Source organism: Bacillus sp. NSP9.1 (assembly GCF_000465465.2).
Lineage (GTDB): Bacteria > Bacillota > Bacilli > Bacillales > Bacillaceae > Bacillus > Bacillus sonorensis_A.
Window position 1 is genome coordinate 4,336,767 of the sequence record NZ_CP048273.1, and the last position, 25,875, is coordinate 4,362,641.

The 25,875-nt window shown below is 46.6% G+C and carries 23 protein-coding genes; 7 read left to right on the top strand and 16 right to left on the bottom strand.

The annotated features are described in order from the left end of the window. Position 1 precedes the first annotated feature (1 nt). The 11 genes from M654_RS22300 to bla all read right to left on the bottom strand — a co-directional run bounded on the left by M654_RS22300 (position 2) and on the right by bla (position 12,870). A complete protein-coding gene (locus tag M654_RS22300; RefSeq protein WP_152520952.1) occupies positions 2–682 on the bottom strand; it encodes a response regulator transcription factor in 681 nt (226 codons plus the stop codon). Between the two features lie 172 nt (positions 683–854). Further along, positions 855–2,387, bottom strand: coding sequence for a galactarate dehydratase (garD, locus tag M654_RS22305; protein WP_026585730.1), 1,533 nt, complete (start codon positions 2,385–2,387; stop codon positions 855–857). 104 nt (positions 2,388–2,491) lie between these two features. Next, positions 2,492–3,193, bottom strand: a complete 702-nt coding sequence (locus M654_RS22310) for a FadR/GntR family transcriptional regulator (protein ID WP_442858868.1) — start codon at positions 3,191–3,193, stop codon at positions 2,492–2,494. A 108-nt stretch (positions 3,194–3,301) separates the two neighbouring features. After that, positions 3,302–4,669, bottom strand: a complete 1,368-nt coding sequence (gudD, locus tag M654_RS22315) for a glucarate dehydratase (RefSeq protein WP_026585728.1) — start codon at positions 4,667–4,669, stop codon at positions 3,302–3,304. A 37-nt stretch (positions 4,670–4,706) separates the two neighbouring features. Next, positions 4,707–6,083: an MFS transporter gene (locus M654_RS22320; protein ID WP_026585727.1), complete on the bottom strand. Its 1,377-nt coding sequence runs from the start codon at positions 6,081–6,083 to the stop codon at positions 4,707–4,709. Positions 6,084–6,167: 84 nt separating this feature from the next. Continuing rightward, positions 6,168–7,640 (bottom strand): alpha-ketoglutaric semialdehyde dehydrogenase GucD, encoded by a 1,473-nt coding sequence (gene gucD, locus M654_RS22325; protein ID WP_026585726.1) that lies wholly within the window; start codon positions 7,638–7,640, stop codon positions 6,168–6,170. 2 nt (positions 7,641–7,642) lie between these two features. Beyond that, positions 7,643–8,584 (bottom strand): 5-dehydro-4-deoxyglucarate dehydratase, encoded by a 942-nt coding sequence (gene kdgD, locus M654_RS22330; protein WP_026585725.1) that lies wholly within the window; start codon positions 8,582–8,584, stop codon positions 7,643–7,645. 191 nt (positions 8,585–8,775) lie between these two features. Then, positions 8,776–9,510 (bottom strand): twin-arginine translocase subunit TatC, encoded by a 735-nt coding sequence (gene tatC, locus M654_RS22335; RefSeq protein ID WP_026585724.1) that lies wholly within the window; start codon positions 9,508–9,510, stop codon positions 8,776–8,778. 72 nt (positions 9,511–9,582) lie between these two features. After that, on the bottom strand, positions 9,583–9,795 hold the full coding sequence (locus M654_RS22340) for a twin-arginine translocase TatA/TatE family subunit (protein WP_026585723.1): 213 nt from the start codon (positions 9,793–9,795) through the stop codon (positions 9,583–9,585). Between the two features lie 21 nt (positions 9,796–9,816). Next, a complete protein-coding gene (locus M654_RS22345; protein ID WP_026585722.1) occupies positions 9,817–11,568 on the bottom strand; it encodes an alkaline phosphatase D family protein in 1,752 nt (583 codons plus the stop codon). Positions 11,569–11,937: 369 nt separating this feature from the next. Next, positions 11,938–12,870 (bottom strand): class A beta-lactamase, encoded by a 933-nt coding sequence (gene bla, locus M654_RS22350; protein WP_026585721.1) that lies wholly within the window; start codon positions 12,868–12,870, stop codon positions 11,938–11,940. A gap of 434 nt (positions 12,871–13,304) precedes the next feature. Between bla and M654_RS22355 the strand changes: the two genes are divergently transcribed. Genes M654_RS22355 through M654_RS22365 form a run of 3 tightly spaced genes read left to right on the top strand, consistent with a single transcriptional unit; the run spans position 13,305 to position 16,064 of the window. Next, complete coding sequence (locus M654_RS22355; RefSeq protein ID WP_026585720.1) at positions 13,305–13,691, top strand: BlaI/MecI/CopY family transcriptional regulator; 387 nt, start codon at positions 13,305–13,307, stop codon at positions 13,689–13,691. Between the two features lies 1 nt (position 13,692). Further along, positions 13,693–15,492, top strand: coding sequence for a BlaR1 family beta-lactam sensor/signal transducer (locus M654_RS22360; RefSeq protein WP_026585719.1), 1,800 nt, complete (start codon positions 13,693–13,695; stop codon positions 15,490–15,492). Between the two features lie 35 nt (positions 15,493–15,527). Continuing rightward, positions 15,528–16,064, top strand: coding sequence for a GNAT family N-acetyltransferase (locus M654_RS22365; RefSeq protein WP_026585718.1), 537 nt, complete (start codon positions 15,528–15,530; stop codon positions 16,062–16,064). A gap of 44 nt (positions 16,065–16,108) precedes the next feature. Here M654_RS22365 and M654_RS22370 read toward each other — a convergent pair whose 3' ends face one another. Together M654_RS22370 and M654_RS22375 are read right to left on the bottom strand one after the other, a co-directional pair. Then, positions 16,109–17,044 (bottom strand): response regulator, encoded by a 936-nt coding sequence (locus M654_RS22370; protein ID WP_026585717.1) that lies wholly within the window; start codon positions 17,042–17,044, stop codon positions 16,109–16,111. Positions 17,045–17,052: 8 nt separating this feature from the next. Next, entirely contained in the window at positions 17,053–18,381 is a 1,329-nt protein-coding gene (locus tag M654_RS22375; protein ID WP_026585716.1) for an ATP-binding protein, read from the bottom strand. Between the two features lie 383 nt (positions 18,382–18,764). On the opposite strand from M654_RS22375, the gene M654_RS22380 reads away from it, so the two are divergent. After that, positions 18,765–19,748 carry a glutaminase gene (locus tag M654_RS22380; RefSeq protein ID WP_026585715.1) on the top strand — a complete coding sequence of 328 codons (984 nt, stop codon included), beginning with the start codon at positions 18,765–18,767 and terminating at the stop codon, positions 19,746–19,748. Positions 19,749–19,774: 26 nt separating this feature from the next. Next, complete coding sequence (locus tag M654_RS22385) at positions 19,775–21,205, top strand: alanine/glycine:cation symporter family protein (RefSeq protein WP_026585714.1); 1,431 nt, start codon at positions 19,775–19,777, stop codon at positions 21,203–21,205. Positions 21,206–21,229: 24 nt separating this feature from the next. On the opposite strand, the gene M654_RS22390 is transcribed toward M654_RS22385, so the two are convergent. Beyond that, positions 21,230–21,955 (bottom strand): vWA domain-containing protein, encoded by a 726-nt coding sequence (locus M654_RS22390; protein WP_035427832.1) that lies wholly within the window; start codon positions 21,953–21,955, stop codon positions 21,230–21,232. A 128-nt stretch (positions 21,956–22,083) separates the two neighbouring features. Here M654_RS22390 and M654_RS22395 point away from each other — a divergent pair, with 128 nt between their 5' ends. Further along, positions 22,084–22,476: a ribosomal maturation YjgA family protein gene (locus M654_RS22395; RefSeq protein WP_026585712.1), complete on the top strand. Its 393-nt coding sequence runs from the start codon at positions 22,084–22,086 to the stop codon at positions 22,474–22,476. A gap of 21 nt (positions 22,477–22,497) precedes the next feature. Here M654_RS22395 and M654_RS22400 read toward each other — a convergent pair whose 3' ends face one another. Further along, positions 22,498–24,639: a thioester domain-containing protein gene (locus M654_RS22400; RefSeq protein ID WP_051290325.1), complete on the bottom strand. Its 2,142-nt coding sequence runs from the start codon at positions 24,637–24,639 to the stop codon at positions 22,498–22,500. A 324-nt stretch (positions 24,640–24,963) separates the two neighbouring features. Between M654_RS22400 and M654_RS22405 the strand changes: the two genes are divergently transcribed. Beyond that, a complete protein-coding gene (locus tag M654_RS22405) occupies positions 24,964–25,686 on the top strand; it encodes a DUF421 domain-containing protein (RefSeq protein WP_026585711.1) in 723 nt (240 codons plus the stop codon). 30 nt (positions 25,687–25,716) lie between these two features. Here M654_RS22405 and M654_RS24050 read toward each other — a convergent pair whose 3' ends face one another. Next, positions 25,717–25,869 carry a hypothetical protein gene (locus M654_RS24050; RefSeq protein WP_236251175.1) on the bottom strand — a complete coding sequence of 51 codons (153 nt, stop codon included), beginning with the start codon at positions 25,867–25,869 and terminating at the stop codon, positions 25,717–25,719. Between the last annotated feature and the right edge of the window lie 6 nt (positions 25,870–25,875).

Genomic DNA, 25,875 nt, shown 5'->3' on the forward strand with positions numbered 1-25,875 from the left:
GCTAAAACTCTCCTAATTTATATCCGATGCCCCAAAGCGTTTTAATATATTGCGGGGAGGAAGGGTCATCCTCTATCTTTTCTCTCAGGCGCCTCATATGGACGTTAATAATATTTTGATCGCCAAAATAATCCTCATTCCAAACCGAACGATAGATTTGTTCTTTTGTAAATACTTTTTTAGGGTTTGTCACAAACAAAGTCAGCATGTTCCATTCCGTCGATGTCAGCTGAAGCGGTTCACCATTTTTTTGTACGGATACATTTTCTATATCAATCGTAAGCTCGTGAACATATACTATATTTTGATTTGTGTGCTCACTGACGGAATATTGCGTTGCCCGCCGAATGGCGGCTTTTATTCTTGCGGTCAGTTCGATCATCGAAAACGGTTTGGCGATATAATCATCCGCACCAAAGCCCAGCCCAAGCGCTTTATCCACATCCCCGTCTTTTGCAGAAATCATTAAAACCGGGACTTTGCTCTGTTCACGGATCATTTTCAGAAAATCCATCCCGTTCAGCTTAGGAAGCATGATGTCGAGCAGGATCACATCATAATTGTCCTGCTGAAACAAGCGGATGCCCTCTTCTCCGTCAAAAGCAAGTACGACCTGAAATCCTTCTTTTGTTAAATAATGATTGACCATTTCACTGATTGAATGGTCGTCTTCAACAAGCAATATACGCTGCATCTCTCATCATCCTTTTTAAAAATAAAAACACACGTGCAATTACACTCATTGTAATTGAAAAACGTGTGTTTTTTATAAATTTATTTATATTTCTAGTTAAAGCCTCTTGAATCTCCGGATCTTTTGACCGATATCAACCTGCCTTTCCTGCTAACTCGGATCAAGTCACAGGCGCCGGGTTGAACAAGCACAAGTCGTTGGAGAGTCCCCAATGTTCAGCCCATGTTTTTCTGCCGCTTGCGACATCCAAAATCGTGTGGAAGATTTCCCAGCCGACTTCCTCGATAGAGGCTTGACCGGTTGCGATTCTTCCGGCGTTGATGTCGATCAAATCGCGCCAATCTTCTGACAACGATTGCCGGGTTGCCACTTTGATGACCGGGGCCATCTCCAGGCCGTACGGTGTGCCCCTGCCGGTGGTGAAGACCTGCAGATGCATCCCTGACGCCAATTGCAAGGTGCCGCATATAAAATCGCTTGCCGGTGTCGCGGCAAAAATGAGGCCTTTCTGCTCCGCTTTTTCTCCTGGGGCCAATACGGCATTGATCGGGCTTGTTCCCGACTTGGCGATCGACCCGAGCGATTTTTCGACCACGTTTGCCAGCCCGCCTTTTTTGTTTCCGGGGGACGGGTTGGCGCTCCGGTCAGCTTTGCCTCTTGCCAGGTAGCGGTCATACCAGTCCATCTCCCGAATCAAGGCGCGCCCGACTTCTTCATTGGCGGCGCGCGGTGTCAATAAATGAACGGCATCGCGAACTTCTGTGACTTCAGAAAACAACACAGCGGCTCCTGCGCGCACCAGTAAATCTGCCGCATACCCGGCGGCCGGATTGGCGGTAACCCCTGAGAAAGCGTCGCTGCCTCCGCACTGCAAACCGATGACCAAATCCGAGACCGGGCATGTCACCCGTTTTCGCTCATTCAGCTTTTTCAGCCGCTCTTCAGCCATCTCCATGATCGATTGAATCATGTTGGAAAACCCTTGGTGCTCCTGCAATGACAAGATGCTTCTCCCGTTCCCTTCAGGCGCTATCCTCGTCGGAAGCAGTTTTTCGCAGCCCAGTCCGACCACCATCGCTTCACCGCCAAAATTGGGGTGCCTGGTGATATTTTGAATCGTACGGATCGGAATCTCCGCTTCGGGCGCATGAATGGCCACTCCGCATCCGTATTGATGATCCAGCGCCGCCACCCCGTCGACGTTTGGATACTTGGGAAGGAGTTCTTCTTTAATCCGTTTCACCGCATGTGCAAGAACGCCTGTGACACATTGCACGCTTGTCATGATGCCGAGAACGTTTCTCGTGCCGACGCTTCCGTCTTCGTTTCGATATCCTTCAAATGTATACCCTTCAAGAGGCGGCATTGGCTTTGGTATTTTGTTTGCAATGGGAAGCTCATCAAGCGGCGGCGCTTTCGGCAGTGTAATGTGCGATTCGGAAATCCAGCCGCCTTTTTGAATAGGCTTGGCGGCATAGCCGATCACTTCGCCATAGCGGACGATCGCGCCGCCTTTGTTGATCTCTTCCAAAGCGACTTTATGTCCCTGAGGAATACGCTCTTGCAGTTTGAGCCCGCAAGGAAAAACCGTTCCTTTTGTAAGGCCTCCTGTATTGACGATCATCGCTGTATTGTCATTTTCATTCACCTTAATGTATAGCGGGGTTTCATTATCGTTTACATGTGCATCCATAGGATCAACTCCCCATTTTGATCATGTACCATTGGGGAGGGACAGCAATACGCCACACTGTCCTCCCAAGAAAGCGCTGTCAAATGAGACAATATTCTTTTTGGTTAATGAACGGTGTTTTCGTCATTTAGTCCGTTCAAAATTTTATCGCGCACAAATTTCAAATGCTCATACATATGATGGTAGGCTTGATTAGGGTCCCTTTGTTCAAGGGCCTTTAAAATATTCGTATGAAATTCGACAGTCCGGTCCCTTTCTCTGTATGGGATCTGGCTGTCTATTTTGGCATGTGTGATTAGGAGTGATTGAATCATTCCCTCCAATACCGGGTTATTCGCGCTTAACGCGATGATCCGGTGGAATTCTTTATCCGCTTCGCCGTAGTCATTATCGGTGCTGTTTGCGATGATATCAATCGTTTCCTTGAGTTTTTCCAGCTGACTGTCGTTGATCTTCTCCGCAGCGATCGTAACGAGTCCGAGTTCAAGCGCCATCCGCGCTTCGATAATCGCCGGCAAATTATCCACCGCCAAAGCCAGCATGACCGAAAACGGCTGGATGCCGATTTTATCGTTAAAATACGTGCCTTCACGCGTTTTTCTTTTGATAATCCCAAGCGTTTCAAGTGATATTAAAGCTTCCCGGAGAACCGGTCTGCTGACATTCAATTTCTCCATGAGTTCGATTTCTGTCGGGAGTTTGCCCCCCGGCCTCATCTGGCCGCTCGATAATAAATGGACGATCCTTTCCACAACCTGCTTTGCCAATGTTTTGCGATTGACTGACTCTACCTGTAATGTTTCCATCTCTTCTTCCACGACTGTGGGCCCCCTTTCAGTTGTTCATATTGTAAGACAAAATACAGCATATGGCAATGTCGTCTTTGGGGCCGCTTTAGAGCGATTGGAAACGTTTTAACGGACAAGGCACGGGCGCTTAGGGTCAAAGCGCCAATTTTCAATTAAAAACTGCATCGCGCTGGCGTCATCTCTTGCGCCCAAATTCATTTTCTCATACAGCGCATGCGCCTTTTCGACCTGCTCCATATCAATCTCAATGCCGAGCCCCGGCCGATCAGGCACGTGAACATATCCGTCAGCAATCGAAAATGGCTGTTTCGTCAGACGCTGCCCATCCTGCCAAATCCAGTGCGTGTCGATCGCTGTTATCCGGCCCGGGGCGGCGGCTGCCACATGGGTGAACATCGCCAGTGAGATGTCGAAATGATTGTTTGAGTGGGAACCCCATGTCAATCCCCATTCATGGCACATTTGAGCAACGCGGACAGAGCCTTGCATCGTCCAAAAATGCGGATCTGCCAGCGGAATGTCCACAGCGTGCAATTGTATCGCGTGGCCCATTTGCCTCCAGTCTGCCGCGATCATATTGGTCGCCGTCGGCACGCCTGTCGCGCGACGGAATTCGGCCATGATTTCCCGTGCTGAGTATCCCGCTTCCGCTCCACAAGGGTCTTCCGCATATGCCAGCACATCGCGCTTGTCTTTGCAAAGCTCAATCGCCTCGGCCAATGACCAGGCGCCATTCGGATCAAGGGTGATTCGCGCATCAGGAAACCGTTTCGCCAAAGCGGTGACCGCCTCGATTTCGTCCTGTCCTTCCAAGACGCCGCCTTTTAATTTAAAATCGTGAAAACCATAGCGCTCATGGGCTGCTTCAGCCAGGCGGACAATCGCTTCGGGGATAAGCGCCTCTTCCCGCCGCAGCCGGAACCATTCATCTTCCGCGTCTTGTTCACTGATATACGGCAATGTCGTCCGCTTCCGGTCGCCGATGTAAAACAAATAGCCGAGCATCTTCACCTTAACCCGCTGCTGCCCCTCCCCCAACAGCGCCGCCACAGGAACGCCGAGAAACTTTCCCAACAAATCCAGGAGAGCCGCTTCCAATGCCGTCACAGCGTGAATGGTCGTGCGCTGGTCAAAGGTCTGCATCCCGCGGCCGCCCGCATCCTGATCTGCAAACCGGCGTTTGACCGACTGCAAAATGGAGTGAAATGTGCCGATTGATCGGCCGATGACAAGCGGCTTTGCCTGCTCCAAAGTGTGCCGTATCCGTTCGCCGCCAGGGACCTCGCCAACGCCTGCGGCGCCCGACGAATCTTTTAAGATGACGATGTTCCGTGTGAAAAACGGCCCGTGGGCCCCGCTTAAATTCAAAAGCATGCTGTCATGTCCCGCCACAGGAATGACTTTCATATCGATAATAGCCGGGGTGTTTGCTGTTTTCTCCTCTTTCACCTGCTCGCTGATGTGTGAAGTCATCTCGAATGATCCTCCTTTTTATAAAAGCGCTTACATTTTAAATGGACAATGACGTATCCGCTTCTGTTTCTTCTTTCACAAGTTTCACGCGCTTGATCGGTCCTACGAGAAAAAGGTAGCTCAGTACGGCGGCAATCGCGTTGGCGCCGACGAATACAAGCGCTCCGTTAAATGAACCTGTCGCACTGACAATATAGCCGATGATAATGGGGGTTGTGATGGACGCGATATTGCCGAAGGTGTTGAAGATGCCGCCGCTCAGTCCCGCGCATTCTTTCGGAGAAGTATCGGAAACAACGGCCCAGCCCAATGCGCCGAAGCCTTTTCCAAAGAAAGCGAGCGACATGATCAAGACGACTAGCCAGGCCGATTCAGCATAATTGCAAATGATCATGGTGCATGACATGAGCATGCCGAGGATGATCGGCGTTTTTCTTGCAACCGTTAAAGAAAAGCCTTTTTTCAAAAGAAAATCGGAGACAAATCCGCCTAACAAGCCGCCCAGAAACCCGCATATTGCAGGCAGTGAAGCGACGAATCCGGCTTCAAGAATCGACATGCCGCGGGCCTGCACCAAATAGACCGGAAACCATGTCAAAAAGAAATACGTCAAGGTTGTGATACAGTATTGGGCGATATAAACCCCAATCAGCATTCTGCTCTTTAAAAGCTGCTTCATATATGGCCACTGCGATTCCCTTTCCTTTCGTTTCGCATGTTTGCCCTCATCCATTGAAACAAGCCCGCCGCCTTTTTCAATGTAGGCCAATTCCGCTTCATTGATTTTCGGATGTTGTTTAGGATCATAAACGGTTTTCAGCCAGACAAAAGACATCAGCATGCCTAAAATGCCCATGACAACGAAGACCGTATGCCAGCTGAAAGAATGCGTGAGCCACCCCATTAAGGGCGAGAAGATCACCAGGGCGAAATATTGCGCCGAATTAAAGATCGCCGACGCCGTTCCGCGTTCAGCGCTGGGAAACCAGGCGGCCACCACCCTGCTGTTTCCCGGAAATGACGGCGCTTCTGACAAACCGACGAGAAAACGGAGCGCAAATAAGAGGATGATCGCCGTGCCGGCGGCAAAAAATCCGAGCGTTCCCTGCAAAAAAGTAAATAATGACCAAAAGAAGATGCTGGCGGCAATGACGATTTTCGACCCAAAGCGGTCGAGCAGCCAGCCTCCGGGAATTTGTCCGATCACATAAGCCCAGCCAAACGCGGAAAAAACATATCCCATCGCAACCGAACTCAATCCAAGCTCATGCTGAACAGAATCACCGGCGATCGACAGCGTCGCGCGGTCGGCATAGTTAATGGATGTGACGAAAAACAGCATAAACACGATCAACCAGCGGACAGAGCTTTTTTTCCCAGCGGTGTCGGACAAGGCAGCACGATTTTTCTTCATAGCATCTTCTCCTTTATTCATTTGTTATTGAAGGAGTATCGATTTCGGAGCCTCTCGGAAAGAGGGAGCCTCTTTCCGGCAAGATCAGGACGGCGGTTTGATAAAAACGGTTTTGACAGATGTGAAAAACTCTTTTGCGGCCTCACCTTGTTCCCGCGAATGTGAACTGGATTGTTTGACACCGCCGAATGGCGCCTGAAGTTCGACACCTGCGCTTTCTGCGTTGACACGGATGAGCCCGGCTTCAATTTCATGAATGAACGGCATCATATGGCCGATGTTTTGCGTAAAAATGGCGGCGCTCAAACCAAATGTCGTATCATTGGCCATCTCCAGCGCTTCCTCCAACGTATCGGCCTTGATTAAGGCGATGACAGGGCCGAAAATTTCCTCCCGGGCGATGGTCATGTCTGTTGTGACCCGCTCAAAAATGGCGGGACGAATGTAGTAGCCTTTTTCATATTTTCCTGCGGTCAGCCTCTCTCCGCCAAAAATGAGGTCCGCCCCCTCCTGTTTTCCCTTTTCAATATAGGACAGGCAGTTGTCAAGCTGCTGTTTGCTGGCGAGCGGTCCCATCCAGACATCCTCTCTCAAACCGTCGCCGATCGTGATCTCTTTTGTTTGCTGAAGCAGCTTCTCTTTAAAGCGGTTATAAATATCGCTTAATACAATGACGCGGCTTGTTGCCGTACATTTTTGCCCTGTTGAACGAAACGCGCCGCTGATCACGGCGTCAACCGCGAGGTCAAGCTCGGCGTCATTCGCTATAATCACCGGGTTCTTCCCGCCCATTTCAAGCTGGTACTTCGCCCCGCGTTCAAAAGCCGTCCGGCCGATGATTTTTCCCGTTTGATTGGAGCCTGTAAATGTAATACCGTTTACATCGGGATGCCCGGCGAGGCGCATTCCGGCTACAGACCCCGGCCCTGTCACCGCATTGACGACTCCTTTTGGAATGCCGGCTTCTTCAAAACATGAGATGATTTTAAGGCAAGTGACCGCCGTTTCCGTCGCCGGCTTGATGACGACTGTATTTCCATAGATGAGCGCAGGCGCCATTTTCCAAATCGGAATCGCCACCGGAAAATTCCACGGGGAGATCACACCGACGACGCCGAGCGGAACCCTGTCTGTATACATGAAAGCACGCCGGTCTGTCGACGGAATGACATCCCCTGTTTTTCTCATCCCTTCCCCGGCGTAATATCTGAGAATCGCGATCCCCCGGGCCGTTTCTCCTTTTGCTTCAGGAAGCGTCTTTCCCATTTCCCTTGTCGCACATTCAGCAATTTCATCAAGGCGCTGCTCCATGATATCAGCCGTTGTGTATAAGTACTGTCCGCGCTCTGCACCGGACAGCTTTCTCCATGCGGCTTGCGCCTGCTTCGCCGCCTCGACCGCCCGGTCCACATCTTCTTGTGAAGATTTTTGCACAAATCCGATGACATCTTCTGTATCAGCGGGATTTACGCTTTGTAGTAAATCATTTGCTTCAGTCTTCACCCAGCGGCCGTTGATAAAGTTAAAGTACGTTTCGTTTTCTGTTGTCACAGACATCTTCATACCTCCTTTGTTTTTAAGGCAGCGGTTTTTTTCGGATAGCGCGCCAATGCGTTTTCCAACACGTTTTCAAGCTCCCTGTAATGCTCCTTCTCAACCGGGACGATCGGCGGTCTCGCCGTGTTTTTTACATGAAGCCCCATGATCTCCATGCCGGCTTTAATCAAAGAGACGGCATAGCCATTTCGCTGTTTGCGGATCTCATTGATCGGCATGATGACATGTTCATAAATCTCCTTCACAAGCTGGTCTTCCCTGTTTAACAAGGCCTCGTAAAACATCCTTGAAATGTGGGGAATATAGTTGGAAATCGCGGAAGAATAGGATGTAAAGCCGATCGGCGCGTATGCCGGCATCGTCACTTCAGCCATCGGCATGCCGTTAAGCAATCCCAGTTGGTCTCCCACCGTATAGGCCAAACTGATATTCAAAGCCATATCTCCGATACCGTCTTTAAGACCGACAAGCTGCTTCAAATTGGTCAACCGCTGTATCTGTTCCAGCGTCAGCACGGCATTATCGCGTTGATAAACAATTGCATTTAAGCCCGTGCTCTCAATGATCGTCTTCGTATACTGATACAAACCTTCTTGTTCGCCGCGAATCAAGTATGGCGGCAGGATCAGATAGCCATCGGCCCCTTTCTCCTCAGAGATTTGCGCCCATTCCAAAGCGGTGCTTAAATTCCCTCCGACCCCGGTGTAAACCGGTACCTTCCCGCCTGCCGCCGAAACAGCGATTTCGACCATCTGTTCGTATTCCTTCCCGCTGAGGGATTGGAATTCTCCCGAACCGCAAGCGATAAAAATCGCCTCAAGCCCTTCATCAAGCAAAAACTGGATGTTTTGAAACAGCGCTTCTTCCTCAAGGTTTCCCTGCCGATTGAAAGGTGCTACAGGAAAACCCAGTATCCCTTCCGGCGCTTTTCGTATTTGACTCATTACCGCAACCCCCTGTCACTCAATTTTCAACCATCAAGAAAGCGCTGTCATTCAAAAGAAAACAGCATCTCATCGATTCACTCCCCTCTTCATTTATCTTTTTGTATAATTGTAAGACAAATAAACAAATTGTCAATATCTTTATTTTCTGATTTTTTGAAATAAAAAAAGACTGAAGAGCATCATGTCCTTCAGCCTTGGGCTTCCATCCCGGTTTCAGCCGTTATTCTTTTTTTGTAAATCAATGCGGACAACGAAACGCTTAATTCATACAAAACAAGCAGCGGCACGATCACCAAGACATCTGAAATAAAATCAGGCGGGGTGATCAAGACCGAGACCACGATCAGCGCAAAATACGACACCTTTCTCATTTTGGCCAGCCGCGTCGGATTTAAGATTCCCAAACTCGTTAAAAACATGACGATGAGGGGCATTTCGAATAAAAAGCCGAACGGCACGGTCAGGTTCATCATAAAACGAAAATAGTGCTCCGCCGTAAACATCGTTTGGAAATGGCCGGCGGACAGACTGATTAAAAACTGAAGAACGAGCGGAAACAGCACGAAATAGCCGAACAAGATTCCCAGTATAAAAAAGATAAACAGCCCGGGGATATAAAATAAAGCCACCCTCCGTTCATGTTCGGTAAGCGCCGGCGCAACAAAGCGCCATGTTTGGAAAGCGGCCACTGGAATTGTCGCCGCAATCGCCAAAACCCCGGCAATCATCATATATACCCATAAAATATCTCCCGGCCCCAAGACGGCAAGCTTGGCGTCAAGGTCGCGGACCAGCCATTCATAAATATCCTGAACAAACATAAAGCCTGTAATGAGAAACAGAATAAACGCGAGCAGCGTTTTAATGATCCGCTGCCGCAGCTCTTCGAGATGGGCAATCAAATGTGTTTCCCTGCTTTTCATCTTTGGATGCCTCCCGCTTCATCTTACGTATCTGTCAAAAAAGAAACGGGCGGGATCACCCGCCCGCCTGATTCATCCTGCCGATTGATCCCGTTTCTTGTTTGCTTCAGAATCGCGGACGGGTTCAGTTTCATCAGATCCAACCAGCGATTTCGTCGCGCTTTTGAATTCGGTCAGCGTTTTGCCGAATGCCCTGCCGATCTCGGGAAGCTTCGAAGGTCCGAATATGATCAGCGCAATCACGAGCACTAAAATCAGTCCCGGAATACCGATATTAGACAGCATCTTTTGTCATCCTTTCTTATGTTACTGGGTTACTTTTTTCTGCTGATGCTTCATTTGCTTTTGATGGGCTCTTGTATGTGCAGTAAAGCGGTCTTCTTCGACTTCATTCGATTTTTTCACGCCTCCCGGAACGACATTGGAAGCCGTGCGTTTTAATCCGGTATGATCTTTATGGTAAACATATGACGCCCTTGTCGAAATGGCTGCACCCGGTTCTGATACAAATGGTACAACCCTGTAGTCGGCCCGCCATTCCTCAGGTGTGACCGTACAGCGCACATAGCCGCGGTAATCATTGAAAAATTGAATATGAGGGTTGTTTGATAAAATTTTATCCGTATCCGCCCTTTTATCTGCGCCGTTTCCTCCCGATGTGATCGATGTGCCGACGAATTCCGCTCCAAAGATGGCTGATTTCGGATCGTCAAAATCGACGAGCAGGTTGTTCGCCCAGCTTGCATGGACATCACCGGTCAAAACAACGATGTTATTCAGGTCCCGAGCTTTGATAAAGTCGATGATTCGTTTCCGCTGAGCGGGATATCCGTCCCATGAATCCATGCTGTAAATCGGTGCCGACGGAGTCCCAAAATTCCATTTCGCAAAGAAAATTTGCTGCGCTAAAATGTTCCAGTGCGCCTCGGAACGGCTCAGATTGTCAAACAGCCACGCCTCCTGCTCTGTACCGAGAAGCGTCCGTTTCGGATCATTTGATTCATCAGAAGGCGGTTTGTTTCCATCGCCGTTCGCCTGGTCATCGCGATATTGACGGGTATCGAGAACATTGATCTCGGCCAGGTTGCCGTAGGAAAAATTCCGGTACAGCTGCATATCAGGGCCGTTCGGCAACGATTTGCGGCGGAGCGGCATATGCTCGTAATACGCTTGATATGCGGCAGCGCGGCGCTTGATAAACGCTTCAACAGACTGGCCTTTTTCCGGAATCGTATTCGCGTAGTTGTTTTCCACTTCATGGTCATCCCATGTCACGACCCATGGAAATGCGGCGTGAGCGGCTCTCAGATTGGCATCTGAACGGTATTGGGCATAGCGGTTGCGGTAATCGGTAAGCGAGATGATTTCCGGACCGCTGTGTGTTCTGACATTGCCTGTTTTTGATAGATACTCATTCGGACCGTACTCATAAATATAGTCGCCGAGATGAAAGACGAGATCGAGCTTTTCTTTTGCCATGTGATGATAGGCGGTATAGTAGCCGTGTTCATACTGCTGGCATGATGCGAAAGCGAATGTCAGCTTTGAGACGTCAGCCCCCGGCGCCGGGAGTGTTTTTGTTTTTCCGACAGGGCTCAGCTGGCTGCCGCATTTAAAGCGGTAATAGTAGACTTGGTTGGGCTCCAGCCCGGTCACTTCGGCGTGCACGGAATGGGCCAGATGAGGTGTTGCCTTTTCCTTCCCTTTTTTTACGATATGGCGGAAGCGTTCATCTTTGGCAACCTCCCATTTCACAGACACGGCTTCATTCGGCATGCCGCCTCCGTTCAGCGGATCAGGCGCCAATCTTGTCCATAACACGACGCTGTCTGACAGCGGGTCTCCAGACGCAACACCAAGCGTGAAAGGATACTCGGAAAATGTCGGCGCCGCATTGACTTCCATTGCCCCCATGGACTGCGCGATCGCAAGCCCGAGTGAAAGGCCCGCAATCTTTCCGGCTCCCTGAATAAAACGGCGGCGGTCAAACGTATTGTCCTTCAGACTTTCTTCATTCAGCTTCTTTATCCATTCCTCCATCGGCCCTTCATGTGTCATTCGTATTACCCCTCTCTATACAAATGATTGATCGGGTTCTATTATAGGGAGTGTTTGTTAACAAGCCGTAAAGTATTGTTAATGAATGAAGACAGGCGATACATGGATCTTCGAGTCACACTGCCAAGACCTGTGTCGAATTTTGTCTAAAATCAATCGATCAGCCTATGATTTCGACAAAAACCCGGTCATTTCCCGCAGACCGATTCTCCTGTTTTTCTTCACATTTTCTTTAAAGAGAGAAAACAAAACATATGAAGAAGCAACCGATCGATGTATTCAGCTATTCTGAAAAGATGTGTTGTTTACCCAATACGGAAAAAGCTCACACCATTGTGAAAACAATGATATGAGCTTTATGTAAGGTGTCTACTTTGAAGTCGCGTTAAAGGCTTTGATTACCTCCTTTGCCGCCTCCGCAATAAGCTTATCGTCATACTTCGCATCCTTTTGATCGCGACTGGAAAGGATGGCAAGAACGATCGGGTCTCCTTTTGGGGGCCAAATGATTGCAATGTCATTCCGAGTTCCATATGATGCCGATCCGGTTTTATCAGCCACTTCCCAACCTTCCGGCACTCCGGCGCGAATTAATGCATCCCCGGTGGTATTTCGTTTCATCCAATCGATTAAAAGCTCTCGTTTTTCTTTTGGAAGTGTATCTTCAAGAGCAAAAGCTTGAAGACTTTTGGCAAGCGCTTTTGCCGTACTGGTATCATGGGTCTCACCCGGATTTACTTCATTTAACTCCGGTTCGTATCGTTCAGGGTTTGTAACATCATCACCAATCTCCCTCAGCGCCTTTTTTAGGCTGTCAGGTCCGCCAATTTGTTTGAGAATCAGGTTCTGTGCGGTATTGTCACTATATCGAAGTGAGGCATCTGAAAGCTCTTTAAGCGTCATTCCTGTATCAACATGCTTTTCCGTAATAGGATTATAGTTGACAAGATCATCACGCGTATATGTTATTCTCTGGTTCAGATCTTCTATTGATTTTTGTTGTAAAAGCACGCCTACGGTTAAAGCCTTAATAGTTGATGCAAAAGCAAAACGCTCATCCGGCCGATACGTTACGGTTTGATTTGTACCCGTATCTACTGCATAGACACCGAGTTTTGCATCAAATTGATCCTCAAGTTTTGCAAAATCAGCCTTAATCTCCGTCTTTTCCTTTTTTTGGTCAGATTGTGAGGCATCCAAGTTATTGTCATTGCATCCGACAAGGGCTGCACATGAGACAAGCAGCAAGGGTGCAACTTTTTCCAATTTTAAATTACTGAAAATTGTTTTCCATAATTTCATCAAAACCGTCTCCTTTGTATGAATATCTTATTTATAGAAACCACTCGTGCAGTTCAGCATTTCAAGCAACAGTTGACATACATTTATCCGTTGAAGCCCCATTTCTGCTTACTTTTCAACACCAGCTTCTACAACCTCGTGCTATCTCGATATCCCCCCTTCTTTTCAATTGGAGCGTGTTCAACTTCGAATTTTGATGATGAAAGATCAAATCTTACAAATGTAGTCTTTGAAAGTATTACACATGTAAGTTTTAATTGCAACAGTTTTTTATGAACGTGCTCGCCTTTAAAATGGAAGACAGGTACATGAAGAACAGCAGAGGTTTTTTCAAATGCTTTTGTGAGGTTGTGGTCAATATGCACTTGATTGACTTCTTAAAATGGCAACCATATAATGAGAGTATTACAATTGTAAGTATAGGATGATTGAAAATGAAAAATATACCTCAAATCTCTGATGCGGAATTAGAAGTGATGAAAGTCATCTGGAAACATTCTTCTATCAATACCAATGAAGTGATTAAAGAGCTATCGAAAACGAGTAAATGGAGCCCTAAAACAATCCAAACCATGCTGTTGCGCCTCATCAAAAAAGGTGCATTAAACCATCATAAAGAAGGACGGGTATTTGTTTATACACCAAATATTGACGAAAGCGATTATATAGAAGTGAAGAGCCATCGTTTTTTAAACCGGTTTTACAATGGCGCGCTTCATTCGATGGTATTAAACTTTTTGGAGAATGATCAGCTGTCAGGAGAAGAAATTAATGAGTTATATCAAATATTAGAAGAACATAAGAACAGGAAGAAGGAATGAGATGAGCGACTCTTTCTTTATTCTCTTTTTGCTGAGCAATATTCTATTGTCCGTGATTTTTTCTATCATCATACTCATTAAAAGAACCTTGAAGATTCAAATCACTGTAAGCACCCAATATCATATCAGTGTGATTTCTCTTTTGGCATTGATCGCTCCTTTTATCCCCTTTCATTTTCCAAAAACAAATGATTTTTTTGGCTGGATCGTAAACTTAGGAGGAACACATTCAGGATTATCTCATCGCGATTCTGCAGGTAAGATGGCAGAAGCAATTGGTCCAAACGCAAATTGGGTGCAAGACTTTGCCATGTCGTTTGAACAATCGTCTTTTAAAATGATAGATTCCGCCTTTTTCGCTGTTTGGATATTAGGCATAGCGCTTATGCTCATGACTGCTGTTTATAGCAATCTAAGAATCGGCAAACTAAAAAAGAGCCTGCAAATTGTGAAAAACAAAGAGCTGTTAACCCTTTTTGATACATGCAAAGAGGAAATCGCTTGTCGTCGAAAAGTGATTTTAGGATATTCTCCATTGATCAAATCCCCGATTACATTTGGAGTCATCCGTCCATACATTATTTTACCAAAAGATATTTCAATGTTTTCTGCTGACGAAATGAAATGTGTTTTGCTTCATGAGTTGTACCATTGTAAACGGAAAGATATGCTCATAAACTATTTTCTTTGCCTGTCTACAATTGTGTATTGGTTTAATCCTCTTGTGTGGTATTTATCAAGGGAAATCAAAACAGAGATGGAGATTTCTTGCGACTTCGCAGTATTAAAAAAGATTGATCAAACATTACATCTCAAATATGGTGAGGTTATTTTAAAATTCGCTTCACTTAAGCAAAGAACATCACCTTTGTTAGCCGCTTCTGAATTCAGCAGCTCATACAAACACGTCAAAAGACGTATTGTGACAATCACCAAATTCCAGGCGGAATCCCCTTTGCTAAAAGTGAAAAGCGCCCTGGTGTTCGCCATTGTTGCTGCAGTCATTTTAGCCGGTATTCCTTCTGTATCCATATTGGCCATGCACAAAGAAACATACTCTTTCTCTAATACCAATGTAGACTACAAAGATTACAGTACTTTTTTTGATAAATTTTCAGGGAGTTTTGTATTGTTTGATTCTGACAGGAAAAAGTATACAATATATAATAAGAAAGAAAGCACCACTAGATTCGCACCCGCTTCAACTTACAAGGTGTTTAGCGCACTGCTTGCGCTTGAATCCGGGATAATTACGAAGAACGATTCTGAAATGGCATGGGACGGAATCCGGTATCCGTATCAAGAATGGAATCAAGACCATGATTTATTTTCAGCGATGAGCAGCTCCGCCACATGGTATTTTCAAAAACTTGATCAACAAATTGGGGAAGCGCGTGTACGTGATTATCTCAAATCCATACATTATGGAAATGAGGAGTTTTCGGATCCAGCTCATTATTGGATGGATGGCTCTCTTAAAATTTCCCCTTTTGAACAGGTCAATATGTTGAAAAAGTTTTATTATAATGAATTTGATTTTAAACAATCTAGTATTCAAACTGTGAAAGATTCCATCCGCTTAGAAGAATCCAATGGCAGTGTTTTATCTGGCAAAACCGGAACATTAGTGATCAACGGGGAGCATCATGGTTGGTTTATCGGATATGTAGAAACTGTCGATCATACCTTTTTCTTTTCTGTTCATATTCAAGATGGAAAGCTGGCTGCCGGAAGCTCTGCCGCCGAGATTGCACTTTCCATTTTAGAAGAGAAAGGAATTTATCAATCAGGTTCTCAATAATCAAACAAACAAAATTGCACTAGGAGGCCCAGACCATGGAAACGCTTTATACAGACAGATTGACTTTGAGAAAAATGGAATTGGAAGACGCGGATATCCTCTGTGAATACTGGTCAGATCCGGAAGTTACAAAACATATGAACATCACGCCTTTCACAAGCGTTTCACAAGCGCGTGACATGATTCAAATGATCAATGATCTAAGCCTTGAAGGACAGGCAAACCGCTTTTCCATCATTGTAAAAGAAACGAATGCAGTCATCGGGACATGCGGCTTTAATATGATCGACCAAGAAAACGGCAGGGCTGAAATCGGCTATGACTTAGGAAGAAATCATTGGGGAAAAGGCTTTGCTTCAGAGGCGGTTAAAAAGCTGGTCGACTACGGCTTCACAAGCATGAACCTCAACCGCATCGAAGCGAAGGTGGAGCCCGAAAACACACCTTCAATCAAACTTCTGCAATCTCTATCCTTTCAAAAGGAAGGGCTGTTAAGAGAGTACGAGAAAGCAAAAGGCAGACTGATTGATGTGTACATGTTTTCACTGCTGAAAAGAGAATACGCTGGATAACCGGTTATGCAGAAGAGCTTCCTCAAAGGTAGAGGAAGCTCTTTTTAACCCCTTTTTCCGGCGCTCTCATTTAAGCGCTTGGCTTCCAAAAAGAAAACCTGGATGAACTTTTTCGTGTTGACGCGGGCTGATGTCATCGAGGCTGCAGAGTCTTTCTGGAGCTCTTTCATTTTTTTGCTGATGACCGTAAAGTCGAAAAATCTTGAAGCATAGCTTTCAAACTTCGGATTTGAAAAGTCTGTTAACCCGAGTGAGGCAAAATGGTTCAACGAATGGCTGACAGCCCTTCGTATCCGCTGTTCCGACGCCTTGACCTCCCGGTTGATGTCAACGGGCGATGCGGACGGTCCAAGCTTTTCTTCTGCGATGTTCATAAAAATGTCTTTAAGCGGGGGAAAATTCTTTTCATATAATGATGTCTGTTCATCGTCAAATAAATATTGAAGGATGGCGATCAAGTCCTTCGATCCGCTTTCCCCGACGATGCCAAGCTCAGAAAGGAGAAATTCGCCCGTTTCTTGAATGCTTTTTTCCCGGATCGCGTTCCTCCGTCCCCCATTTGTATCCACCAGCCGGCTGATGGAGGACTGGATATCCTGAATCGACCTTTCAAGCTCAATCCGTTCCTTCACTTTTTGAATGACACTTAAGATTTCAATTTTGTTAATCGGTTTTTGAATATAATATTCGATCCCGAGGGAATAAGCCTCGCCGATCATTTCCTTTGACTCCACCTGGGAGATCATGATGATTTTCCCAGAAAAAGATCCGTGCAAATGGCGGATCGTCTCAATCCCATCGCGAATCGGCATCAAAAGATCGACAAATAAAATATCAATCTGCTGTAAATTTAAAACATGCCCTTCCAATTCACAGCCGTCCTCCGCTTCTCCGGCTGCCTCCCCCAAATCTTCGTCTTCAATGATCTGCTTTAAAATCGATCGCACAGCGCGGTCATCATCGGCGATAAAAAAACGCATCAGGCGGTTCACCCTTTCTGAATCAATTGTTGAACGGGAAGTCTGATCGCAAACACGACACCGTTTCGATGGTTGCAAAACGTAATCCCTCCTCCGAGCCCTTCGACGGCTTCCTTCACATAGGAAAGGCCGATCCCCGTGGATGGGGTGCCAAACTCATCATACTTTGACGTATAGCCAGGCTCAAACACCACATCCCCGATCTTCTCGGGAATCCCGGGGCCATCGTCTTCGATCCGGCATTCCAGCATCCCCTCTTCGTTCCGAAACAGGCTGAGGCGGATGCGGCCGTTTTTCTCTATCGCTTCCACCGCATTGGCCATAATATTATTGATCATTGATAAAATCGTATAGACATGATATTTCGGATGCTCTCCAGAGACGGTGTATTGAAACTCGATGTCCTTGCCGAGGGATTCAGCGTACTTCCGGTTGATTCCGATCACAAGACGGACTAAGTCTTCGGCTCCCATATAGTCCCGGAAGCTCTCATTGGAAATGAGTTTTGAAAGGCCGGCAAAAATACGCTGATTATCCTTTTTGACTTCGTGGATTTCGCCGGCGAGCCGCAAAACCTTCTGGCTGAGCGGCTTTTCTGAAGGATGTTCCCGGCTGCGCTGATTGAGAATCCGGTACAGCTGATATGACTCATTCGTGATCTGTTCTGTATTCTTCAGCGTTTTTTTCAAATGAATCGTTTCTTCATATAAGTTTGAAATGATCATCAGCATATGCTCATTTTGCTCGCGGATTTGCTTCTCCCTTGATTGTGATTCATACAGCTTCATGACATTAAAAAAGCTCAGGACGATGAAGCTGTGTGAAAAGGCAATCGCCATCACATCGCGTATTTTTCCCGGTGTGACAGTGGATGAAAACGCCGCATATTGAACAGCCAGCTCCGCTCCGTCGGCAATGATTTCAATCGCAAAACCGAGAAATCCAATCAAAAGCGGCTGATATTGAAACCTCTTCACCTTAGCCAAATCAAACAGAAAGGCATACGTGAAGTAAAAGAAAAAGGTCGGATAATGGTCATAAAAAGCCGACTGCCAATCGAGCTGATTTCGGCCGAAAACATCGATCATCACCCGGAAGGCGACAACCGCCGCCCCTGTTGAAAGACCGGGAAGAACTGCCGGCACATTTCTTAACAGCAGCAGAAAAAAGAAGAATGTCGGTACGCCAAAACTGATCCGAAAGGTCTCATTCAGAGGATAAAACTTCAATTCCCCCGCCAAAGGAACCGTTAAAAGCATCAACATCAAAATATAGCCGTCTTTTTTGATAAGCCGCCCGGCCTTTCCGATCAAATTCCTCCATTTTTCATCTATCATGCTGATCCTCCATTAAAAACCGTGATGCTTTATTTTGGCGTCAATCACACTTGTACGCAACACCCATTTGACCCATGAACAATTTCATTTTTAAATCAATCGGCTTATTTTTATCATATCTTTGTCGGTTTTTGTATGATGTTGTAGGTTCTATTATAAATTGAATTTATATTTTCTCAATTTGTAAACGCTAACTTTTTCCGCACATCATTCCCTTGTGTTATATCCAAACCCCTTTTATCAGGCAAGCTGCGACAGTGTACAGGCCCCCCTTTAGCTTTTACGCCTGTTCTGCCGCCATGCCTGAAAAGCCGCAGCCGTAGTCTTCGCATTTTTCTAGAAAGCCGTAAGCTTTGTCAAAACGTCAGATTGGAGGAATTTTGATGAATGAAGCCGTGAAAGAACGTTATGACGCCAATGTCTGGCAATCCCGCCTGAAGAATCTGGCCGAATATTACCGGCCTTTTTCCGCGAGCGGGCGCACCGCCGAATATATCCCCGCTTTAGGAACAATCGATTCAAATCAGCTCGGCATTTGCCTCATTGGCACGGATCAAATGAAGATCACCTCCGGGGATTGGAATGTGCCCTTTACACTGCAAAGCATCTCAAAGGTGATCAGCTTTATCGCCGCCTGTGTGACGAGAGGGATTTCTTATGTATTGGACCGCGTCGATGTCGAACCGACAGGCGATGCGTTTAATTCGATCATCCGCCTTGAAATGCACAAACCGGGAAAACCGTTTAATCCGATGATCAACGCCGGTGCCCTGACGATCGCTTCGATTCTGCCCGGTGAATCGGCTCGGGAAAAAACAGAAGCGCTTTATGCGCTCATGGACAAAATGGTCGGAAAACGCCCGAATATCAATGAGAAAGTCTTTCGGTCCGAATGGCAGACCGCCCATCGGAACAGAGCTTTAGCTCATTATTTAAAAGAAACCGGCTTTTTGGAAGCCGATGTCGAACAGACGCTTGAAGTCTACCTCAAACAATGCGCCATGGAAGGAACCACAGAAGACATCGCTCTGATCGGCATGATTCTTGCCAACGACGGATATCACCCTTTCCGAAGAGAGCAGGTCATTCCAAAGGATGTCGCCAGGCTGACAAAAGCGTTAATGCTGACATGCGGCATGTACAATGCATCCGGGAAATTTGCCGCCTTTGTCGGCATCCCTGCCAAAAGCGGCGTTTCCGGCGGCATCATGTGTGCGGTCCCTGCCAGTCTCAAAAGAAAGCAGCCTTTTCAGCAAGGCTGCGGAATCGGCATCTATGGACCGGCCATTGACGAGTACGGCAACAGCCTGACAGGCGGGATGCTTTTAAAACATATCGCCCGGGAATGGGATCTTAGCATTTTCTAAAACACAATCAAAAAAGAGGTGAAAGCATGCAGCAATTCCTTCAAGACATCATCGGAATAACAAATGATTTTCTCTGGTCAAAACTATTGATGATTATGCTCCTTTCTTCCGGTCTATTTTTCACGTTCAAATCGAAGTTCTTTCAAGTTCGTTTGCTGAAAGAAATGTTCCGGGTTTTAAGAGAAAAAGCGCCTGACAAACATGCGATCTCGCCGTTTCAGGCTTTTTGCATCAGCATGGCCGCGAGAGTCGGCACGGGTAATATTACGGGGATTGCTATCGCGATCGCCTTGGGCGGACCGGGCGCCATCTTTTGGATGTGGGTCATCGCCATTATCGGTTCGGCTTCAAGCCTTGTCGAAAGCACACTCGCACAAATTTATAAAGTGCGGGACAAAAACGGCTTCCGCGGAGGCCCTGCTTATTATATGGAAAAAGGGCTGAAAAAACGCTGGATGGGCGCCCTTTTTGCCGTGCTTATCACCTTGTCGTTCGGCATCGTCTTTAACGCCGTCCAGTCAAACACGATAACGGTTGCTTTTGAAAACTCATTCGGGACGGACCGGCTGACATTGGGGCTCATCATTACGATCGCATTCGGCATCATTACCTTCGGCGGAATCAAACGGATCGCCAAATTATCGGAATATATCGTCGTTTTTCTCGCCGTTTTATATATCGGTGTTGCCGTTTTCGTGATGCTGATGAACATGACAAAACTGCCGGAAGTGCTCTCTCTGATTGTAAGACATGCGTTCGGCCTCGAACAGGCCGCCGGGGGAGCTGTCGGCGCGGCGCTGATGAACGGGATTAAGCGCGGACTCTTCTCAAATGAAGCCGGGATGGGAAGCGCGCCGAACGCGGCCGCCGCAGCTGCGACGAGCCACCCCGTCAAACAAGGTCTTGTCCAGGCTTTAGGGGTCTTTACAAGCACATTGGTGATTTGCTCAAGTACAGCGTTTATCATTTTATTTTCCGATGCCTACAAACAGCCGGGACTGAGCGGTATCGAATTGACGCAAGCCTCGCTCAGCACCCACATCGGCTCATGGGCGTCCGGCTTTCTCGCCATCATGGTGTTTTTGTTCTCATTCAGCACCTTGATCGGCAATTACTACTACGGGGAAACGAATATCGAATTTCTGCACACGAATAAAGCATGGCTGATGGTTTACAGAATCAGCGTGCTTGCCATGGTCATCTTCGGCTCCGTGTCAAAGGTTCAGCTTGTCTGGGATCTGGCCGACTTGTTCATGGGCTTGATGGTCATCGTCAACTTGATTGCGATTTTCCTCTTATCCAAGGTAGCGTTCGCCGCTTTGAACGACTATGTGAGACAACGAAAAGCCGGAAAAGACCCGGTCTTTTACAAGGATGTCGTCGAACACCATGAAAGCATAGAGTGCTGGGAGCATTCAGACACTGTACGCGATGCTGAAAGCAAAAATGCGATATAAAAAGCCGCCGGTAAGGCGGCTTTTTCATCTTCCAAACAACCTGCTGAAAATCCCTTTTTTCTTCGGCTTTTCAGTCTGAAGCTCTTCTTTGACAATACCTTTTTGCTTTGCTTCTCTTAACCATTTGGGAAATTCATTGAGAAGCGAGTCATATAATTCATCATCTGTCAGCCGGTCAATATCTTCAATGTGAAAAAAATTGGCGTTGTCGACAAAACGCCCTTCCAGCTCATCGATTTTTTTAAGAAAGTCGAAATTCCCCCCGCCGATTCCGACAAACTGCCAGAAAAGCGGTTTATCTGAGGATGCTTCAATAATCGGTTTGATCGATTTTTTGCAGCCGCCATCATTGATAAAAACGATAAAAGCAGGATATTCACTGCGTTCTTCAACGGTGTATTTCTGCAGGACATCTTTCATGACCGGCGGTTCATTATTCCTTCCAAATTTATGCACCTCGGCATTGTTAATGATTTCCCTGTTGACATACCCGCTAAAATCCTTTTCTGTTATCGGTGCCAGCCGGGAAAATTCATTGTCATACACCCAAACATCGAGCATTCCGTCGTCATCAAACCGATCGGCGACAGCCAGCACTCTTTCGACAGTCTTTTGTACGGTTCCTTGTTTGTAAAGCCCCCTCATCGAACCGGTGATATCCAGCACTAAACCGACCTTTGCCTTCACATCGGTTAATTGTTTTTTCTCGAGGACGATATTGAGACTTTTCTTTTGCAGGTCTATTGACATTGCCCAATCTCCTTTTTGTGAAATGCTGATTTACCTTACTTTTTACGAACACGGCAAATGAAAGTTTCAATGTGAAACTTGATCAGTGCTAAAATGTTCTTCGAACATATAGAGAAATGGGGTTTATCATGACAAAAAAACGCAGCCGCACCCGGCAGGCAGGATTGACGTTTGCGGCCATGGCGGCGGGGTTAGGTGTAAGGAAAATGGCCGGCATGCTGCCGGATATTGTGAATTCTTATGCAGGAGATGCGCTTTGGGCGCTGATGATTTTCTTTGGGTTTGGATTTCTGTTCAACAAAGCCGGCACACGAGCGGTAGCGCTCGGAGCGCTGTTGTTTTGCTTTTTAATAGAGTTCAGCCAGCTTTACCACGCTCCGTGGATCGACCGTTTGCGAACTATTCCGCTCGGCGGCCTCATCCTTGGATACGGATTTTTATGGAGCGATTTGTTTGCTTATTTGCTCGGCGTGGGCGCAGGGTCTGTCCTCGAGCTCTTTTCGCGAAAAAGACAGCCGTAAAGCTGTCCTTTTCGTGAAGATTTACACCCTTTGATTTTGAGTCTTTTTGCGGTTTAAAACATATGTGACACATCCGATAATAAGAAGGATGGGTCCAATGAGTAAAGCACGATACAGGCCGTCATTTCCTGTATTCGGCAGCAGGTGTCCTCCTGTTTTTTCGACATGTCCAGTGTCTCTATCCTTTTTGGCAGGAGGAGCTGCGGTATTTGTCTCTTCCTTATGATTTTCTACCGTATGCTTTACGATTTGCCCATCTTTTTTGATTTCAAATGCGAATGTTTCTTCATTTAAAACATATCCTTTCGGGGCGATTGTTTCCGTATAAGTGTATTTCCCGTAAGGAAGCCTGTCGAATCGGGCGATTCCGTTTTCACCGGTTTTTCCTCTGGCGACTTCCTCTCCCGTTTCATTGCGAATAACAAATTCCGCGCCTTTTAAACGGGTGTTCCCATCTGCTGCATCGGTTTTGGTCAGCTCAAGCGAGCCTGTCATCTTGTGATTGGATGCCTTAAGCTTTACTGTCTGACCGTTTTCTGAAATCGAAAATCGAAGCGGTTCAGGATCTAGTACATAACCGCGCGGCGCTTTTTTCTCTGTAAAGATATAAGAACCGGATGGCAGGTTGTCAACAGAGATGTTTCCGTCTTCATTTGTACGATATTCACCGATGACCGCGCCGTCCTCATGTTTCAGCTCATACACGGCACCCTCTAATGTTTTCTGCGGCTGCTTTTCATCCACCTTGATCAATTCTGCGCTGCCCTTGATCGCTTTGTTCTCAATATGAAACTTAACGACATGCCCGTCTCCTCTGATGTTCAGCAGATGTTTCGTTGGATCAAGCACAAAACCTTGCGGTGCCTTTGTTTCTTTGACTGTATATTGTCCGTACTCGACATGATCGAAAAAGGCTTCTCCTTGATCATTTGTAAGCGCTGTTTTCAGCTTTTCTCCATTCTTGTCAAACAGTGTGAATGCAGCGCCTTGCAGAGCGCGTCCATTTTCATCCGTCTTCTTGATTTTGACGCCGCCTGTCATCTTTTCATTGACAAAAGTCAGCACAGAGGTTTCTTCGGTTTTGACAACCACGGTTTGAGGATCAGGATTCAGCACGAACCCTTCCTTTGTTTGTGTTTCAACAACTGTGTATGTTCCAAGCGGCAGGTTTTCGGCTGTGGCTTGTCCGGAATCATCGGTCACAAGCGATGCGACTTTCCGGCCGCTTTCATCCTTCAAATCGAATGCGACACCTGACAGAGGCTTGTCTTCGTCATCGGTTTTTACGATTTGGATGGCGCCTTTTGTCTCCCATGAAGCCGCTGCAGCCGCCTGAATATGCTTCTTGGCGTTCGTTAATGTCACAACGTCTTGATATGTGCCGTCAGATCGATATTTCATCGTCATCAATTGCTTCAGTTCTGCATCGATGTGCACGTCCATCGTTGATGTCGGGGTGTTTTTCGGCAACATGATTTGAAATGATTCATTTGTTTTAAACCGTTTCTTCACGTTTCCTTCGATATCCGTTACCACCGCCTGTTTCGGCGCATGTTTTAAAGATACCGTGTATGTACCGGCCGCACTGCTTTTGACTGTATAAGGCGGTGTCTGCAAATCATGACCGCGAATTGACGCTTTGGCGTCCTTTGGCGTCACGGTAAGCGTTATGTCCTGTGTATCATCCGCACGGTCCGCTTTTTCCAAAAGGAAATGGACTGCTTCTTCAATCCTCTCATCACGATATGTAAGGTTTTTTTCTGTCACTTCGCCGACAGCAATCCAGACGGCCACTTGCGTCGCATAATGGGCTTTCGCTTTGCTTGTTACACCCAATTCAGGGGGGGATGCGCTGGGGTAGCCGTATGTTAAAATCCGGTACACCTTATCATTCATTCGGCCGCTTGACGGCATATCGGCATTGTCAGGCGAGCTTTTCCCCGGCTGCAAACAGTATGCGAGCCTTGATGGATCATCGGCTGCTTTAATTTGCTCAGTCGGCAGATAGCCGCCAATGCTTTCGTCATAAGCCCAGCCGGACACCTTTGTACTCGGATCACCGGCAAATGTGTCAGCGAATGCCTGACGGGGCATGAAAGACAACATCGAGCTGAAGATCATCAAAAAAACCGCAATCAGCAGAAATGGCTTCTTTACATTCATGGTCTCACTTCCCTTTCTTTTAAAAAGCGTTTTACAGTCGTTTCTAAAAGGAAGTGATGAACCTATCCAGAATCGTAAAAGAAGACCGGGCAATGGAGTGTTGAAGAAGATGCCGGAATATCAAACACCTCCCTCCTGCCGCTTCATCATACCATAATTACCAGAAAATTCTGAGAGAATTTCGGATTATTTCCTCCTTTTCGTTTTAGCGCTTTTTTCTCACGGGTCAGCCTTTTCCTTCCGGCTAATTTCTTAAATAAGATCCTTTATTTCAGCCAAAATATAAATGGTCGAAGCAGAAAAAGCGAAAAAGGAAGTAAAACAATGGAAACTGCGAAAGAAATTTTACTCGTTTATGGTCGGATTATTACGATTTTACCGTTTTTGTTAATGGTCACATTGTATATGGGTAAGCGTTCGATCGGGGAAATGCCGGTCTTTGATTTTTTAATCATTATTACGCTCGGAGCCGTTGTGGGGGCGGATATCGCCGATCCAAAAATCGAACATTTGCATACCGCTTTTGCGGTTTTGGCGATCGCACTTTTGCAAAGGCTCACATCAAAAATCATGATTAAAAGCAGAACACTAGGGCGTCTGATCACATTTGAACCGACCATTGTCATTAAAGATGGAACATTCATCGTCGGCAATTTAAAGCGGATCCGTTATTCGATCGATAATATTTTGCAGATGCTTCGGGAAAAAGACGTTTTTAATGTCGGTGACGTTGAAATGGCGTTTATAGAGGCAAACGGAAATTTAACGGTCTACAAAAAACCGGATAAGATGGAGGTTACCGCAGAAGATTTGGGAATCCAAAAAAGCCGCGGCGGATTTTCCTACCCTGTCATCGTCGACGGAAAAATTTACGCTTCCGTCCTTCGCCAATTACATATATCGGAAAGCTGGCTCATCGATCAGTTGAAAGAGAGAGGAATCGAACAAATCGGCGCGGTTTTTTTCGCTTCAGTCAATCAACAACATGAACTTCATGTCTCACTTCAAAATGATATGACGAAAGTCGAGCCGGATATTTTGCATTAAAAAGTTCCGGTCGAGCAGCCGGAACCGTTTTCATTCCTCTTTTTCAACATCCATATCATTGTGCATGATATAATGTCCGATCACTTTCTGCAGCCACTCTTCCTCCTCTTTTGTAAATGGCGATGGCAGCTTATTTGCATACGGCTGCGATTCGATCGCCTCAATTTTGCTTAATCCCGCCAAAACATC

Excerpts from the sequence above, each read along its gene's own strand:
- M654_RS22355 (WP_026585720.1), top strand. The coding sequence starts at position 13,305 with ATGAAAAATATACCTCAAATCTCTGATGCGGAATTAGAAGTGATGAAA.
- M654_RS22385 (WP_026585714.1), top strand. The coding sequence starts at position 19,775 with ATGCAGCAATTCCTTCAAGACATCATCGGAATAACAAATGATTTTCTC.
- M654_RS22395 (WP_026585712.1), top strand. The coding sequence starts at position 22,084 with ATGACAAAAAAACGCAGCCGCACCCGGCAGGCAGGATTGACGTTTGCG.
- gudD (WP_026585728.1), bottom strand. The coding sequence starts at position 4,669 with ATGACTTCACACATCAGCGAGCAGGTGAAAGAGGAGAAAACAGCAAAC.
- kdgD (WP_026585725.1), bottom strand. The coding sequence starts at position 8,584 with ATGAGTCAAATACGAAAAGCGCCGGAAGGGATACTGGGTTTTCCTGTA.
- M654_RS22360 (WP_026585719.1), top strand. The coding sequence starts at position 13,693 with ATGAGCGACTCTTTCTTTATTCTCTTTTTGCTGAGCAATATTCTATTG.
- M654_RS22340 (WP_026585723.1), bottom strand. The coding sequence starts at position 9,795 with ATGCTGTCTAATATCGGTATTCCGGGACTGATTTTAGTGCTCGTGATT.
- tatC (WP_026585724.1), bottom strand. The coding sequence starts at position 9,510 with ATGAAAAGCAGGGAAACACATTTGATTGCCCATCTCGAAGAGCTGCGG.
- M654_RS22310 (WP_442858868.1), bottom strand. The coding sequence starts at position 3,193 with ATGGAAACATTACAGGTAGAGTCAGTCAATCGCAAAACATTGGCAAAG.
- M654_RS22390 (WP_035427832.1), bottom strand. The coding sequence starts at position 21,955 with ATGTCAATAGACCTGCAAAAGAAAAGTCTCAATATCGTCCTCGAGAAA.
- M654_RS22400 (WP_051290325.1), bottom strand. The coding sequence starts at position 24,639 with ATGAATGTAAAGAAGCCATTTCTGCTGATTGCGGTTTTTTTGATGATC.
- M654_RS22365 (WP_026585718.1), top strand. The coding sequence starts at position 15,528 with ATGGAAACGCTTTATACAGACAGATTGACTTTGAGAAAAATGGAATTG.
- M654_RS22370 (WP_026585717.1), bottom strand. The coding sequence starts at position 17,044 with ATGCGTTTTTTTATCGCCGATGATGACCGCGCTGTGCGATCGATTTTA.
- gucD (WP_026585726.1), bottom strand. The coding sequence starts at position 7,640 with ATGTCTGTGACAACAGAAAACGAAACGTACTTTAACTTTATCAACGGC.
- M654_RS22380 (WP_026585715.1), top strand. The coding sequence starts at position 18,765 with ATGAATGAAGCCGTGAAAGAACGTTATGACGCCAATGTCTGGCAATCC.
- M654_RS22320 (WP_026585727.1), bottom strand. The coding sequence starts at position 6,083 with ATGAAGAAAAATCGTGCTGCCTTGTCCGACACCGCTGGGAAAAAAAGC.
- M654_RS22375 (WP_026585716.1), bottom strand. The coding sequence starts at position 18,381 with ATGATAGATGAAAAATGGAGGAATTTGATCGGAAAGGCCGGGCGGCTT.
- garD (WP_026585730.1), bottom strand. The coding sequence starts at position 2,387 with ATGGATGCACATGTAAACGATAATGAAACCCCGCTATACATTAAGGTG.
- M654_RS22405 (WP_026585711.1), top strand. The coding sequence starts at position 24,964 with ATGGAAACTGCGAAAGAAATTTTACTCGTTTATGGTCGGATTATTACG.
- M654_RS22345 (WP_026585722.1), bottom strand. The coding sequence starts at position 11,568 with ATGACACATGAAGGGCCGATGGAGGAATGGATAAAGAAGCTGAATGAA.
- bla (WP_026585721.1), bottom strand. The coding sequence starts at position 12,870 with ATGAAATTATGGAAAACAATTTTCAGTAATTTAAAATTGGAAAAAGTT.